This window comes from Methanolobus bombayensis (assembly GCF_017873415.1).
Taxonomy (GTDB): domain Archaea; phylum Halobacteriota; class Methanosarcinia; order Methanosarcinales; family Methanosarcinaceae; genus Methanolobus; species Methanolobus bombayensis.
This window is the reverse complement of the sequence record NZ_JAGGKD010000006.1, coordinates 206,993-221,134: the sequence shown is the minus strand read 5'-3', so window position 1 is coordinate 221,134 and position 14,142 is coordinate 206,993. Positions and strand designations below refer to the sequence as shown.

The window sequence follows — 14,142 nt, the reverse complement described above, 5'->3', positions numbered from 1 at the left end:
AAGAAACAATGGAAGGGAAAGAACAGATGCCAGATGAAATAAAGGAAGCAAAAGATGTGAAAGGTTTCCAGCCAAGAGCTGTGACCTATGCAAAAAAGATGGGCGATGATTTTTCAGAAGCTGTAGCCGGATTATATAGTTCAGTATGGGAAGAGAAGGAAGGCGGACTTTCCAAGAAACAAAAACATCTTCTGGTATTTGCAATTGCATGCTCAAGCCAGAAAACAAAAAGTGCTGTGAAGATTCTTCAGAGGCTGAAGAAATATGGCGTAACCGCACAGGAGATCAAGGATGTCATGATGATAGCGGCCTGGACCAACGGTATTCAGAATTTCACCAATCTAAGCCCGGAAGTCCTTAAAGAGATGGAAAGACTTGAGTTCTGAACTTTAGCCTCAGCTTAAAGCGTATAATGGCAGAAGGAACCGGATCAAAACATAGATCTGTACCAGTAATATCAGAGGCATTCCTATTGTAAAAGATGGATGTTTCGTCTTATGACGGAAAAGATACATGCCTGCTATGGAACCAATGCTGCCCCCGATTATTGCAATCGTAAAAAGAGTTTTTTCAGGAATCCTGAATGCATTCTTTTTTGCTTTTCTTTTATCAGCCCACATCAGATAAAATCCAATAGTATTGACAAGCAGCAAATACAGAAGAAATATAAAGGATGTTTCCATAGCCTTTATTTCACCAGAAACCGTATAAGTTTTTCTGAAAATGTGTTCTAACACTCATTTTTAGAAAGATATATGGAATCTTCTAAGAATATAGAAATGGGTGGTATATTGAATAAAAAGTGGATGATATTGATTACAATATTTATGCTTGCAGGTGTTCTTGTCAGCGGATGCACTGACAATGCTGATGACACTGCGATGGAAGAAGAAACTGAAAATCCAACACCAGAAGAGATTACAGAGGAAGTAGATGTCGTTGGTGAAGGAATTGACTATGGTATCAGAATGGAATACTACGGAATGATGAAGCCTTCTGAAATAGAAATAAACAGAGGCGACACTTTGGTATGGACTAATTACAAACCACAGAACACATTCGTTCTTGTAAGTGACGACGGACTTTTTGAAAACCAGGAAATGTACGTTCACGACACATATGAGTACACTTTCATGAACAGTGGTACTTACACCTTCAGCGTTGCAGACGTACCAGACATGACCCTTACGGTCACAGTTAACTGATCAGAGGTGTAAACCTCCGATCACTACTTTATTCCTCTTTTTTAAAGTCCAGTGAAATGGAATTCATGCAGTATCTTTTACCGGTGGGTTCAGGTCCGTCATTAAAAACATGACCAAGGTGACTTCCACAGCGACTGCAGACAACCTCTGTCCTTTTCATGAAATGGCTGTTATCCTCTTTCAGCGTAACCTTGTCCTCTGAAATCGGTTCATAAAAGCTTGGCCAGCCTGTGCCGGACTCATATTTTGCTTCAGAGTTGAATAGTTCCTGACCGCAGGCTGCACAGAGATATAAACCTTTTTCTTTATTTGCATAATATTTACCAGTAAAAGGTGCTTCTGTACCTTTTTGCCTCAATACTATGAACTGATCTTTTGTCAGTATCTCTTTCCACTGGTCCTCGGATTTTTCAATCGTTTCTCCCATTTTAAACTCCTATAAAAAGGTGGAGATATTCACATAAAAAGATATCGTGAAGTAAATAGGAAATATTGCAGTAGTTAAATAAACAGATAAATATAAATATTATTTTTGAGAGATTTTATATCATTGAACTAACAAACCTTAAACATGGGATTAGTTTAATATTTGGGTAAAATCACAGGGGAAAGAAAATGTCGGATTGGATAAACTACTATGAAGACAACAAACAGACAGCATTGATGAGAATAAATAACATGGCTCTTTCTACAGGTTACAGCCGGGAACTCAACTGCTGGGTCAATAAATATCTGGATCCTTTTTCAGTTGCAAGAACAATAGCAGAGGTAAGAAAAGAAAGTCCTGATCCTTTTTTCAGAATTCGTATGGAAGCGGAAAAAGATCTTGAGTTCACATTGCTGAGGGCAAATAAAAGAGACAGAAGTGACCTTGATATCATCTTCTTTGAAAGCAATCTCTTGCTTATGTTCAATCTTATGCTTAAACACATAAGGACTGCATAAGCCATCTCAAGAACAATCTTCCGAATACCTGACAGTAATTCCTGATCGACCAATACAATGCATTTAAAAAGCATCGGAACAATTCAGAATTCATGTCATATGAGAACGGACCACTTTTACTTATGATACTTGACGGCTGGGGCTACACAACCGAAGAGAAAGGAAATGCAGTAATGGCTGCGAACACTCCGGTACTTGATTCACTTATAGAAAAATACCCATCTTGCTTGCTTCAGGTATCAGGAGAAGGTGTTGGTCTTCCTGAAGGGCAGATGGGAAACTCAGAAGTAGGACATCTGAACATCGGTGCCGGCAGGATAATCTACCAGGATCTTACACGCATAAACAAAGACATAAAAGAAGGCTCTTTTTTCAAAAATCAGGTCCTACTTGAAGCCATGGAAAATGTGAAAAAGAACAACTCAGCACTGCATCTTATGGGACTTTTCTCATATGGAGGTGTGCACAGTCACATGGACCACATGAGAGCTCTTGTGGAAATGGCAAAAAAGGAAGGGGTCGAAAAAGTCTACATTCACACATTCCTTGACGGTAGGGACGTGCCACCTCAGACTGCACTTGATGATATGAAATCACATGAAGAGTTCTGCAAAAGCACTGGCATTGCAAAGACAGCAACGGTAAGTGGAAGATATTATGCAATGGACCGTGACAAGCGCTGGGAGCGTACTAAACTGGCATACGATGCATTGACACTTGGTGAAGGCATCCTTGCAGATGATGCTGTTTCAGCCGTAAGTATGGCTTACGAACGTGGAGAGAATGATGAATTTGTAAAGCCTACTGTTGTTACCGATGAAGATGGAAAACCTGTTGCAACCGTGAAAGATGGAGATTCAGTAATCTTCTTCAATTTCCGTCCGGACAGGGCAAGGCAGATTACCTACGCATTCATGAACGATGATTTAGATGGTTTTGAAAGAAGGGTAAAACCTAAAGTTCACTACGTATGCATGGCAGAATACGATGAGAAACTGGATGCTCCAATCGCATTCCCACCGGAAACCATCATCAATACACTCGGGGAAGTCCTGAGTAAGAATAAGAAAAAGCAGCTCCGTATAGCTGAAACTGAAAAGTATGCTCATGTGACATTCTTCTTCAACGGTGGCGTGGAAAAGGAGAACGAAGGAGAGGAAAGATGTCTGGTATCTTCACCGGACGTTGCCACATATGACCTAAAACCTGATATGAGCGCATACGAGGTCACAGATCAGCTTGTAGAGAGGATACAGTCTGGTAAGTATGATGCTATCATTCTCAATTTTGCTAATATGGACATGGTCGGCCACACCGGAATAATGGATTCAGCCATCAGAGCAATCGAAGCTGTGGATGAATGTGTCGGCAGGATTATTGATTCACTCCTTAAAATGGGTGGGGCTGCACTCATAACAGCAGATCACGGTAATGCTGAGAAGATGATAGATTATGAAACAGGAAAGCCACATACTGCACACACATCAAATCCTGTAAGATGTCTTCTTGTAAACGGTCCTGATGGTGGTGAATTGCAGGATGGAAAACTTTCCGATCTTGCACCAACGATGCTTGAGATAATGAAAATAGACCAGCCTGCTGAGATGACAGGAGTTTCACTTATCGCAAAAAGCAATTGAATCTAAAGATTGATGGAAAAGTAGTTCTAGAACCATTTATCAAGGGTACTCTGACCGCTTCCTGATGAAGCTTCAAGGCGTTCCAGAGCCTTTGTTACCCTGTCCTCTGAGAAATCATGTTCTCCGCAGAGGAAGGATATAACTGCTGATGAATCAGGCTTTTTCCATTTGAGAGAATAATCATCGGTGACCGGTGGAGACTTAAAAAACTCTTTTATCTCTTCTAGATTCTCAATTTCCAGACCTTTTTCCTGAAGAACGATCTCTATGCCGCCGTGTTCTTTTACAAGCTTAAGAGCGGTCTTCGGACCAACACCCTCAATTCCATCATTGTAATCAGTACCAACACAAAGAGCAATATCGATAAGTTGTGACTGGTCAATTTCCAGTTCATCCAGGTTTTCCTGAAGATCAATGAGTTCAGGTTTGACATCCACGTAGATGTTCTTCTTAGGAAGTTTTCTCTTACCTGAAACTGTAAGGTTCCTTACAACCTTTGGTGAACCAAAAAGCAATGAATCGTAATCCTGTGATGCTATCCTGTCAGCATCTCCTTTTTTAACCATATAGGCTGCCTGCGCTTCACCTTCTGATGGAGCATCAACATAAGGAATGCCCATTGCACTCAGCAGTTTCTTTGAATCCTCAACAATTGTTGCATCAACCTTGGCAGATGCCTGAGCATATTTGTATGCTTCTTCAGCAAGTCCTTTTTCTTTGGCCACTTCATAATTGGCTTTTGCTTTTTCACGCTTTTCATTACGTTTTTGAATAGTTTTTGATTTAAAATCCGGAGACTTCCCATCAAAAACAAAAACAGGCTTCACTCCGGCTTCAACTATATTTGTCATCCTGTAAAGAATACCTGACAGGTGCGATGTAACGTTGCCCTGAGAATCTTTCAGGGGAGTGCCGTCTCTCTGGCGAATTATACTTAAGAATTGATAAAGTGTATTAAAGGCGTCTATTGCCACTGTATTTAATGAAAGGTCAGATACTTCGATCGTACTCCTCGTAAGGAGATCTCCTATATCAACACCCATAAAGAATCATAATATATTTAAATTCATTCAAAGCCTTTCAGGCTTCAGTTGTTATAAATCCATTGCATTCCAGTCGCACATCGATAACAGAATCATCATTTGCGTCTATCTTTCCCACTTTAAGGATATTCCCTACCCTGTCTATAAATTGTGTTTTACTAATCTGCACCTGATGAAGGTCGCTGGATTCTTTATTTTTGTGTACAACCACAAGACTATGCTGATCAGTTTCATCCCTGCTTAACTTTGACATCATGTTTTTCACAAGTTGCTCAAAGTCAGAGTAGATGAGAATTTCAGAACATTTTCCGGCTTTTTTGATAATCCCAATAGGTTCTAAATTAATGCGCATATACGCACCTCTTATAGATAGAGTATTTCTCATCACTCTACTACAATATAGTTAATATGGTTTTCGGGATTAAGAATGGTATTATTATTACAAGTAGTATAAATAAAAATTACCTATACCTTCGACGGTCCATGGAATCCATCATATCATCCATCTTTATGAGAACTTCATGCATTCTGGAATCCAGATTGTTCTCTACACTCTGTACATTGATCCTTAAAGAGCGTTCCTTTGCTTCAAGCATGTTATCGATCTTGCGCAAGCGCATATCCACTGAAAGTATCATGGCGGCCAGAGCGCCGACCATAACCATTGCAGACAATATTATCAAAGCATTTGCAGGACTGTATTTAAATCTGCCAAGCCATTCATATGTAAGTACAAACGAAGACACAACCATTACAACTGAAAATATGATATCTCTGGTTTCCATTCTGTTCCCTCATTATTAATAAGGGGTTTTTTGCTATTTATATTATTTAACTCTATTTTTTTAAAAGAGAATCACTTAAATACTGTACAGAATATTTACTATTCATAATTATATAATATTCATAAATTTATATATTTGGAGTTGCTGAGTTGAGTTCTGAAAAGACAGTATTAAAAGATTATGTTCCGATGCTTGTAATGGCTGGCATTATACTGGTAGTACAGATCACGGCGTTGCTTTTGGCTGCGCCAATGAACGCAAATGACATGCAGGCATTTGAAGATCCTGACTCGACCTCAAACGCCATATATTACATATTCCTGATCCTTATATTCACAGGCTTTTTGCTGCTGGCTATCAAAAAGAACATGGAATGGATAATACAGCTCGTAATCCTGCTTGCAGTCGGAGCAACCATGTATTATGTATTTTATGCACTACTTTCAATTGCCGATATATCCATCATGACAAACAACGTTGTATCCGGTCTTGTAGCTGCCATACTCACAATACTACTCTACAAATTCCCTGAATGGTACATAATCGACATAGTAGGACTTATCATCGGAGCCGGAGCCAGTGCGATATTCGGAATTTCCTTATCAATACTACCGGTAATTGTGCTTCTGGCACTGCTTGCTATTTACGATGCGATATCCGTTTACAAGACAAAGCACATGATCGACCTTGCAGAAGGAGTCATGGACCTCCATCTGCCAATCCTTTTCGTTATCCCGAAACATCTGAGATATTCATTCATTGAAGATTCTCTCAACAAGGAGGAAGGAAAAGAGAAGGAAGCTTTCTTCATGGGACTTGGAGATGCCATAATGCCTACGATCCTGGTGGTTTCAGCAAATGTTTTCCTGACGCAGAAAACTACCATCGCATCAATTGGTTTCATATCCTATCCTGCCCTTGGCGCAATGATAGGTACTGTTGTTGGATTTATAGCTCTGAGCATACTGGTCATGAAAGGAAAACCACAGGCAGGTCTTCCGTTCCTTAACAGCGGAGTTATACTGGGATATTTAGGTGGAGTGCTGCTCAGCGGAGCACCACTCTACTAATCTCATTTTTAGATTAACTTAAGAAAAGAAAATAATTCAGTCTTCCTCAGGAAGTTCTGAATTAATATTACATATTGAACAGTTTGCAGATGAGGCAATGCCCTGTTCCTCGTCAGCAAAAGCATTATCAACAGAACGAGTACCTTCTGCAAGGACAGCTGCTGTTGAAACACTGCTGGCTATGAGAACAGAATCAAATATCTCCTCTTTTGAAACGCCAAGCCTTTTTGCAACCCTTACGTGAGTCTTCAGGCAGTGCTCACAACGTAGTGCCGATGCCACTGCAATGCTGATCAGTTCTACGGTCTTAGGATCCATGCGTTTGAATTCACGCATAACACTATTCTCGTAGATCATTCTTGATATGAAAATTTCCGGCATATCCTTCATAAAATTAGTAATATAGGGAATTTCTCCATATCTTTTCTCAACATCAGCCAGAATTTCATCTACTGCGTCTTCTGGTTCTTTGTCAAGAAGCTCTTTGATTTTTTCAAGTTCCATAATAACCCCAGATAAGTTTCAAACATTGCAAATGTTTTTATCGAGCTTTAAGCTGTAAATCCTACCTCAGATTCACGTTTGATCTTGACCAATATATAATTTTTCATCCGGGATTTTGTGATGAGCGCTATATCTGAGAGTCTGACACCTTCATCAAATTCAAGGTTCTCCACCCTTTCATGGAACTCATCATATGGAAGTTTCACACGCAGGCCATCAAGCTGGAGGGTCACAGGTGCAGGAGATAACACATTAAAGATCTCAGGAATCTGCTCGTGTATCTCTTTCATAACTCTGGGTGGAAGCACAGCAAGCGGATCCTTTGCAAGGTCCTCACGCATTTTTTCCACAACTTCCACAACCTTTTCGAGCAAAACATCAAGTGAACTAAGTTCTCCGGGTTTTCTCAGACGATGAGCAACTCTGCCGATTCCACCAACATAAAGATCGGCATTTTCAACTTCCTCGGTCTTTATATTTTTAGGTCCGCCTGCTACGATCTTCGGAACGGTCACGCCTTCAAGAAGCTTTGGTTTCTTGTTCTTGATACAATCAGCAAAAGTGCCGAATGAGAATAGAGCAATGTCATGTTCATTAATAAGTTTCCTTTCATAATTATCCGAAAGAGATACCCTTCTGCCCATACCTCTTGCAAGACCGATCATATTAGTGTTTGCACCGCCTCTGCGCATGAATTCCGCAACGTCACATGCAGAGTGAGGAAGGTGATGGGAGGCAAGAGTCGGGGAAACTACAGCAATCTCAGTTCCGGTGAGAGGAGCGCGCTCCAGCTTGCCGAGAAGTTTCTTTCCAAGCTCTTCAATAAGATGAACATCATCTCTCGGGATGAGCATGACAAGAGTTACTTCGGTAGCTGCCGGTACTTTCTGGATAAGATAACCTCCGAGATCTTCCAGAAGCTCTGTAATGAGAGTGTGCTGGTGAATTCCACCTTCGTAAATATAAGGTTCAAGAACTGCTGCCATTATTCATCCTCCTGAAGTTCCGTTGCAATATCCTGCGCTTCCTGTATCCACTCTTTCTTGAGAATATCCTCGGTTGCAGCAAAAACAAACACATGTTTATCCATTGAATGGTAACGCACCCTGAATCCTTCAGGTGTTGCGCGGATAGCCATTTCAACAAGTCTTGACTGGAGTGTCTTCTGAGGATCTGCAACTACAAGGTTACGCAGAAGGTCAACCTCAGTGTCAAGGTCCTCTACGGTCATGATAAGGGTCTTTCTCTCAGGCTGGCGTACTCCTGCACGTCCGTATCTTGCCCAGAGTTGCTCAAGTAATTCAGGAAGATATTTTTCCTGTTCAATTGAAATTGTGACCTCTTTAGTAAGATGATTTGTGACATCAACGCTACCCATATCATATACTTTAACTGTTGGCTGGCTGTCCCTGAGGACTATAGCCATAAGAAAAAGAGAGTCTTCGGGTCTTACTCTCACCTTTATTCTTCCAATGGCACCCCCAAGCACCAGTTCGGTAATGATATCCGCAACTATGCTCTTGTAGGCATCCCCCTCTTCCGGCACCGTGGACTCTACTATGAAAGTCTCAAGAGGTTCCATAGAATTACTCCTCCACGAATCCAGAGGACAGTAAAGCACTTCCTACAGCACCGATAAGATGAGAGTTCGGTGGTACGAGAACATTGATCTTGAGCAGCTCTCCAAGTGCCTTTGGAACTCCTTCGATAAGGGATGAACCTCCTACAAGGATAAGTGGTTCCTTAACATCGACTTCCTGAAGCTGCTGTTCGAATATCTGCTCAACAACACTGTGACATGCTGCTGCAGCAACGTCCTCTGGTGTTGAACCCTTTGCAAGTGAGTTTACAAGCGACTGTATACCAAAAACGATACAGTAACTATTCATATCGACATTCTGTTCCATTCCCTTAACTGCAAGGGCACCCAGTTCTGTGATATCGACACCGAGCCTCTTTGCAGTCATATCAAGGAAACGTCCTGAAGCACCTGCACAAATGCCTCCCATGGTAAACATTCCGGGAATTCCGTCATCTACTGATATGGCTTTGTTGTCCATTCCACCGATATCGATTACAGTTGCATGGCCTTTCTGGGAGTTAGCAAGATAGACAGCACCCTTTGAATTTACAGTGATCTCTTCCTGTATGAGCTTGGCACCGAAATGCTCGCCGATAAGGAAACGACCATAACCTGTGGTACCGATAGCCTGGATATCCTCCTGTTTGACACCTGCCTCTTCAAGGGCCTGGTTGAAAGCCTCTGTAGCACTGTCAATAACCTTGATCGTAGGCACCCAGCCGGAACCTATGATCTCGTTGTCTCTCATGACAACAGCTTTTGTGGTGGTGGAACCGGAGTCAATACCTGCAGTAAGCCCGCTCTGCTTTTCTCTCGCAAGCAGGTGCCTTCTTCTTGCGATAGTTGTTAGAGCTTCCATACGTGTCAGCAGTGTTGCTGCAGTTGTACGCTCTGTAAATGAATAACTAATAACCGGAAGCTCAGAATGCTTGTTTATGTAACGGCGAACCTCATTTCTTACAATTGCCGCCTCAGCACATCTGAAACATGAGGTGATAAAAACACCATCAACATCAGAGAGCCCTTCCACAACAGCCTTTGCCCTTGCCATCATCAGACGAAGATCAGGACTTGCTGCCTCAATACCAAAATCCTTGCCAATATCATCCAGAATATCAATCTCGATCTCAGGATATACAAGTTTAGCATTGACACTTGAAGCCACAGACTCCAATTCTCCATGCACACCTGCGTATTCGGAACCACATGATACGAGTGCTACTTTAACAACGGCTTCGTCATTCATTCTGTTGCCTCCTCAGAATCGCCTTCACTTTCAGGCAGTGATTCCAGGAATTCTGCTATCTTGTAAACGAATTCCTGTCCTTCATCATCGGTCTGCGGGAATTCCAGTTCCAGAATTGGCATTTCACGGCTTCTGATAAGATACTTGGTGAGTTCATTGGTACGGGCACATCCCATGCAACCAAAAGCCATTGGAGATTCCCCTACAATAATACCGGCTTCCGCCTCCTCGATCATCGGGCCTACTATAGCCATCCTTCCTCTTACACCTGCAGGAACTTCAACAGCTGCATATTTCAGACCGTGCTTTGGTTCCTCTGCTGTAATATTCATGGGTGGTGAATCAACACCAACGGTAGTGACCTTTTCCTTTATCTTTTCCATCATTGCTATGGGTGTATGACCGAACCTCTGGACCAGGTCAGAAAGGATCAGACTGTTTGTAGGGTATATGATAACTTTAGCCATGGTATTGCCTCATAAGCTGGATTCAACTATATCCCGGAGATCTTTTACTCCAAGTTTTTTCTTGTGTTCTGTATCTTTAAGTGGAACATGTTCATCATATTTGTCAAGCGCCTTACCTATCATCGGAAGCATCATTGCCTCTTCTTTCAGGAAATAGAAACCGGGCCTTGAACCTCCTCCACGTGAAGCACGACAACGCCTGTCGTCACCCGGAGGGAAACCTCTCTCTTTTACGAAAATGTGATTCTTATCAAGATCAACAATCTCTTTTACCACTTTATTAACAGCCTCTCTGGGGCCTGTGACCATTGTTCCGAAACATGTTTCCTTGATTACGATATCAGTACTGGATTCGTATATCTTCATGGCAGCATCGATGGGCAGCACACTGTCAGAACTTGTGACAACAAGCTTTGTTATAACATCATCATTGTTCTCTTCGGACATACTTATTCCTCCTTGCTGCTCTCTAAGATATACATCATGTCTCCATCCTTGAAATGTTTGAGTTTCTCAGGTTCCAATATTTTTCCGATAATATTCGTACTTCCAAACCTCTCTCCGGTCGGGCCGAACAAATCATCATCATTTAACTTGACACCTATCATTCCGGCTCTCTTTGCAGCCTGATTGGTAACACCAATTTCACCTGCAATTGTCTTTTCAGGGATATTTTCCGGGAATATTTCCTTGTAGGATTCCGCAGGTTTCTCAGCCTTGAAGATATAAGTGTTCTCATAGGTCATCATTACCGGAAGCTCACCAACAGGATTATACTGCAGACCCACTGCATGTCTGAAGAAATCAAGAGTCTTGGGAGCAAGATCATCATAAAGCTCTATCCTTACAAGCATTTCAGGATCAACACCCTGAACTGTTACTTTCTTTTCATGCAGGATCTCAATTGTGGTTGATGGAGACTGCTTTACAATGAAACCATCATCATCGGTATAACCTTCTCTGATTACTTCAATATCCTGCTGAGACATTTCAGTTTCTGCGTCTGCATTGCTCTTACCAAGAAGCATTACCTGTTCAGGAACCGACTCCACCATGATCTTCTGGTCATTTTCTACCATTCTGGCAAGTTCTATACCTTTTACGACGTGACCTATCACAGAATGCATTATAGATGAAGTGCGGTCATCAGTTGAAATGAAAAGTTTTCCGGCACCATATCCCACAGTTCTCACAAATACCGAGCCCGTAGACCGTGCCTCAAAATTTTCATATGTTACCAGTTCACCCTGGAAACGATGATCGGATATAAAAGAAGTTGAAAGATAATCGATATGGAACGTACCGTCTCTTGTAACTGAAAAAAAGAACTCTGCACCTTCAGGAGCCAGAGGGTCGATCTCTATCTCAATGTAAGTAAAAATACGATATCCATTTTCCAGTTTTGTAGAGAGATCAGTTGTGGATATATGCTCACCTACTTTTTCCCATTCAACAACAGGCTCAATGGAAAGTATCCTGTCTCCTTTCTCAAGGTCAGGAAGAACATGTTTTCCGCTTATCAGTCTTGCAAACACACCGTCCTCAGGAGCTCCATATTCCGCAGAGTGACGGGTCTTACTTACAATAATATGAGTATTTGCAGCATCACCACCACCTGCACCAAAAAGAAGTGTGAACCTTTCCATCTCAGAAGTTCCACGTGCAGGTTCCATGTCAGTGCTGAACGGACCAAAGGCAAGTACATCTTTATTTGTCCATCGCACAGGAAGTTCTGTAAGATCTTTAAAAATAGATATCCAGCGTTTGGAAGAAGAAGATGATTCATCCAGAAGCTCTATTTTGAACTCACCTTTAGAGGTTTTCACAAGGTATTCTGTTGATGCCTGTGACCTGAGATCTTCCTTCTCTATAAGAATACCAATAGCTGTACCCTTTTTGTAAGGGGCGTTTGACACCTTGATGGCGTCCTCAAGGGTTGAACTTTCGGGTAATTTCAGTTCCTGTCCGTTGATCTCTAACGTTATTTCGCCACTCGTGCCAAACTCCTCCGTGTATATCTAAAATATCATGTCTCTGCTGCTTCCATACGCTCTTCATCGGTAAGCTCTGACAGAACAGCCTCTGGTTCTCCGACACTGACTATCTTACCCTGCCTCATGAGAGCTACACGGTCACAAATCTCTTGCAGGAAGTCCATATCGTGAGATACGATAACGAATGTGTCACCCATTTTCTCACGTGCTTCCAGAATAGACTTTGTTACCTCTTTCTTAGTGAACGGATCCATTGTTCCCGTTGGTTCGTCCATTATAATGATATTAGGTTCCTTCATCAGGATCTGGGCAAGTGCAACCCTGTGCCTTTCACCTTCACTAATCTCATCTGACATCTTTGATAATATAGATTTTGCCTTCTCTTCGGTAAATCCGGTTGCAACCAGTGTGTTGATAGCCTTTCTGACTGCAAGCTCATATGGAAGATCAATTCCTATGGATTCTGTAAGATTGTCAATTATGGTTCTGTGCGTGTAAAGACCATATTCCTGATGCAGTATTCCCATATACTTAACAGCACGGCCCCTGCATTCTGGTCCGGGCTTTCTCATGTCAACCCATTCATCACCGACACGTACCTGAATATCACCACTGGTTGGCTGTACGATGCCCATGAGAACTTCTGATGTTGTTGTCTTTCCGGCACCACTTGTACCTGCAAGACCGAATATCTCTCCTTCTTTTACGTCAAAGGAGATATCATTAACGGCGTAAACAACACCCCTGCTCACAGAAATATACTTTTTGACAAGATTGTCCACCTTGATAAGAGGATCACCTACAGCAATATCAGCTTTCTTCTCTACAGAACAGATCATCTGCATGAACTCATTTGCTACTTCGGAAGGTTCACCTTCCCTTACAATTGCACCATCTTCAAGAATGATAGCCTTGTCAGCAAGGTCCTCTACCACTTCAGACCAGTGAGAAGTGATGACCATCGTCATATTATATTCCTTGACGGCCTTTGCAATCACATCGTGTACAACTTCAGCGGTCCTTGGGTCAAGAGTACCAGTTGGTTCATCAGCGATAAGAAGCATTGGATCCCTCACAAGCTGACGAGCAAGTACTACTCTCTGCTTTTCACCACCACTGAGGTCACGTGCAACGTGCATCATACGGTGTGAGAGCTGGACCTTTTCCAGAAGTTCCACAGCACGGGAAATAGCTGTCTCACTGTTAACACCGATCTCTGTCAGCGAGTTCACTACATTGGTAATAACCCTGTCATCACCATATAGCGCAAATGTACGCTGGAGCATGATAGCGATTCTCTTGGTAATTTCACGCCTGTCTGCATCATGGAGAGAAAGTTTGATGAAATCAGCTTCAAAGGGCTTGAGAGTATCATTACCACATGACGGGCATTCCTGTCCAACCTTACCTGGTGGTTCCATATGCCCACATTTCTCACATCTTGCGAGATGGTATATTACTTCTCCAGTGATACCTTCATACTCTTCAACACCACGCAGGACGTGCATCAATACTGTCTTACCTGATCCGCTTCTTCCAAGTATACCGAGAACTTCTCCCTCGTTTATGGTCAGGTTTATGTCTTTAAGAACTTTGACACCATCAAATTCAAGTGTCAGGTTTTTGACTTCAATGAATAATGCCATTTGATTTCCTCCGCC

At 42.0% G+C, this 14,142-nt stretch carries 18 protein-coding genes; 5 read left to right on the top strand and 13 right to left on the bottom strand.

The annotated features are described in order from the left end of the window. Nucleotides 1-8: 8 nt before the first annotated feature. Nucleotides 9-386 carry a carboxymuconolactone decarboxylase family protein gene (locus J2746_RS09470; RefSeq protein WP_342451828.1) on the top strand — a complete coding sequence of 126 codons (378 nt, stop codon included), beginning with the start codon at nucleotides 9-11 and terminating at the stop codon, nucleotides 384-386. Nucleotides 387-395: 9 nt separating this feature from the next. Here J2746_RS09470 and J2746_RS09465 read toward each other — a convergent pair whose 3' ends face one another. Continuing rightward, on the bottom strand, nucleotides 396-683 hold the full coding sequence (locus J2746_RS09465; RefSeq protein ID WP_209619710.1) for a DUF1294 domain-containing protein: 288 nt from the start codon (nucleotides 681-683) through the stop codon (nucleotides 396-398). A gap of 108 nt (nucleotides 684-791) precedes the next feature. Between J2746_RS09465 and J2746_RS09460 the strand changes: the two genes are divergently transcribed. After that, the gene (locus tag J2746_RS09460) at nucleotides 792-1,205 is read left to right on the top strand and encodes a cupredoxin domain-containing protein (protein WP_209619708.1); all 414 of its coding nucleotides are present in this window, start codon (nucleotides 792-794) and stop codon (nucleotides 1,203-1,205) included. Nucleotides 1,206-1,233: 28 nt separating this feature from the next. Here J2746_RS09460 and msrB read toward each other — a convergent pair whose 3' ends face one another. Next, on the bottom strand, nucleotides 1,234-1,632 hold the full coding sequence (gene msrB / locus J2746_RS09455) for a peptide-methionine (R)-S-oxide reductase MsrB (RefSeq protein WP_209619705.1): 399 nt from the start codon (nucleotides 1,630-1,632) through the stop codon (nucleotides 1,234-1,236). A 188-nt stretch (nucleotides 1,633-1,820) separates the two neighbouring features. Here msrB and J2746_RS09450 point away from each other — a divergent pair, with 188 nt between their 5' ends. Both J2746_RS09450 and gpmI read left to right on the top strand, forming a co-directional pair. Then, nucleotides 1,821-2,150 carry a hypothetical protein gene (locus tag J2746_RS09450; protein WP_209619703.1) on the top strand — a complete coding sequence of 110 codons (330 nt, stop codon included), beginning with the start codon at nucleotides 1,821-1,823 and terminating at the stop codon, nucleotides 2,148-2,150. Nucleotides 2,151-2,242: 92 nt separating this feature from the next. Further along, the gene (gene gpmI / locus J2746_RS09445; RefSeq protein ID WP_209619701.1) at nucleotides 2,243-3,790 is read left to right on the top strand and encodes a 2,3-bisphosphoglycerate-independent phosphoglycerate mutase; all 1,548 of its coding nucleotides are present in this window, start codon (nucleotides 2,243-2,245) and stop codon (nucleotides 3,788-3,790) included. Nucleotides 3,791-3,816: 26 nt separating this feature from the next. Here gpmI and fen read toward each other — a convergent pair whose 3' ends face one another. The 3 genes from fen to J2746_RS09430 all read right to left on the bottom strand — a co-directional run bounded on the left by fen (nucleotide 3,817) and on the right by J2746_RS09430 (nucleotide 5,618). Further along, the gene (gene fen / locus J2746_RS09440; protein ID WP_209619699.1) at nucleotides 3,817-4,833 is read right to left on the bottom strand and encodes a flap endonuclease-1; all 1,017 of its coding nucleotides are present in this window, start codon (nucleotides 4,831-4,833) and stop codon (nucleotides 3,817-3,819) included. Between the two features lie 37 nt (nucleotides 4,834-4,870). Then, nucleotides 4,871-5,185 carry a hypothetical protein gene (locus J2746_RS09435; protein WP_209619683.1) on the bottom strand — a complete coding sequence of 105 codons (315 nt, stop codon included), beginning with the start codon at nucleotides 5,183-5,185 and terminating at the stop codon, nucleotides 4,871-4,873. A gap of 109 nt (nucleotides 5,186-5,294) precedes the next feature. Beyond that, on the bottom strand, nucleotides 5,295-5,618 hold the full coding sequence (locus J2746_RS09430) for a hypothetical protein (RefSeq protein ID WP_209619680.1): 324 nt from the start codon (nucleotides 5,616-5,618) through the stop codon (nucleotides 5,295-5,297). A 149-nt stretch (nucleotides 5,619-5,767) separates the two neighbouring features. On the opposite strand from J2746_RS09430, the gene J2746_RS09425 reads away from it, so the two are divergent. Then, complete coding sequence (locus J2746_RS09425) at nucleotides 5,768-6,688, top strand: presenilin family intramembrane aspartyl protease PSH (protein WP_209619678.1); 921 nt, start codon at nucleotides 5,768-5,770, stop codon at nucleotides 6,686-6,688. Nucleotides 6,689-6,724: 36 nt separating this feature from the next. On the opposite strand, the gene J2746_RS09420 is transcribed toward J2746_RS09425, so the two are convergent. The 8 genes from J2746_RS09420 to atwA are packed head-to-tail and all read right to left on the bottom strand — an operon-like array spanning nucleotide 6,725 to nucleotide 14,127. After that, nucleotides 6,725-7,192 (bottom strand): carboxymuconolactone decarboxylase family protein, encoded by a 468-nt coding sequence (locus J2746_RS09420; protein WP_209619674.1) that lies wholly within the window; start codon nucleotides 7,190-7,192, stop codon nucleotides 6,725-6,727. A gap of 47 nt (nucleotides 7,193-7,239) precedes the next feature. Further along, nucleotides 7,240-8,178, bottom strand: coding sequence for a methanogenesis marker 7 protein (locus J2746_RS09415; RefSeq protein WP_209619670.1), 939 nt, complete (start codon nucleotides 8,176-8,178; stop codon nucleotides 7,240-7,242). Beyond that, nucleotides 8,178-8,774 (bottom strand): methanogenesis marker 17 protein, encoded by a 597-nt coding sequence (locus J2746_RS09410; RefSeq protein ID WP_209619667.1) that lies wholly within the window; start codon nucleotides 8,772-8,774, stop codon nucleotides 8,178-8,180. Before J2746_RS09410 ends, J2746_RS09415 begins: the two co-directional genes overlap by 1 nt. A gap of 4 nt (nucleotides 8,775-8,778) precedes the next feature. Beyond that, complete coding sequence (locus J2746_RS09405; protein ID WP_209619664.1) at nucleotides 8,779-10,020, bottom strand: methanogenesis marker 15 protein; 1,242 nt, start codon at nucleotides 10,018-10,020, stop codon at nucleotides 8,779-8,781. After that, the gene (locus tag J2746_RS09400; RefSeq protein ID WP_209619661.1) at nucleotides 10,017-10,487 is read right to left on the bottom strand and encodes a methanogenesis marker 5 protein; all 471 of its coding nucleotides are present in this window, start codon (nucleotides 10,485-10,487) and stop codon (nucleotides 10,017-10,019) included. The genes J2746_RS09405 and J2746_RS09400 overlap by 4 nt, the downstream gene beginning before the upstream one ends. 9 nt (nucleotides 10,488-10,496) lie before the next feature. Next, nucleotides 10,497-10,934: a methanogenesis marker 6 protein gene (locus J2746_RS09395; RefSeq protein ID WP_209619657.1), complete on the bottom strand. Its 438-nt coding sequence runs from the start codon at nucleotides 10,932-10,934 to the stop codon at nucleotides 10,497-10,499. 2 nt (nucleotides 10,935-10,936) lie between these two features. Beyond that, entirely contained in the window at nucleotides 10,937-12,460 is a 1,524-nt protein-coding gene (mmp3, locus tag J2746_RS09390; RefSeq protein ID WP_342451831.1) for a methyl-coenzyme M reductase-associated protein Mmp3, read from the bottom strand. A gap of 53 nt (nucleotides 12,461-12,513) precedes the next feature. Continuing rightward, nucleotides 12,514-14,127 carry a methyl coenzyme M reductase system, component A2 gene (gene atwA / locus J2746_RS09385; RefSeq protein ID WP_209619654.1) on the bottom strand — a complete coding sequence of 538 codons (1,614 nt, stop codon included), beginning with the start codon at nucleotides 14,125-14,127 and terminating at the stop codon, nucleotides 12,514-12,516. Nucleotides 14,128-14,142 lie beyond the last annotated feature (15 nt).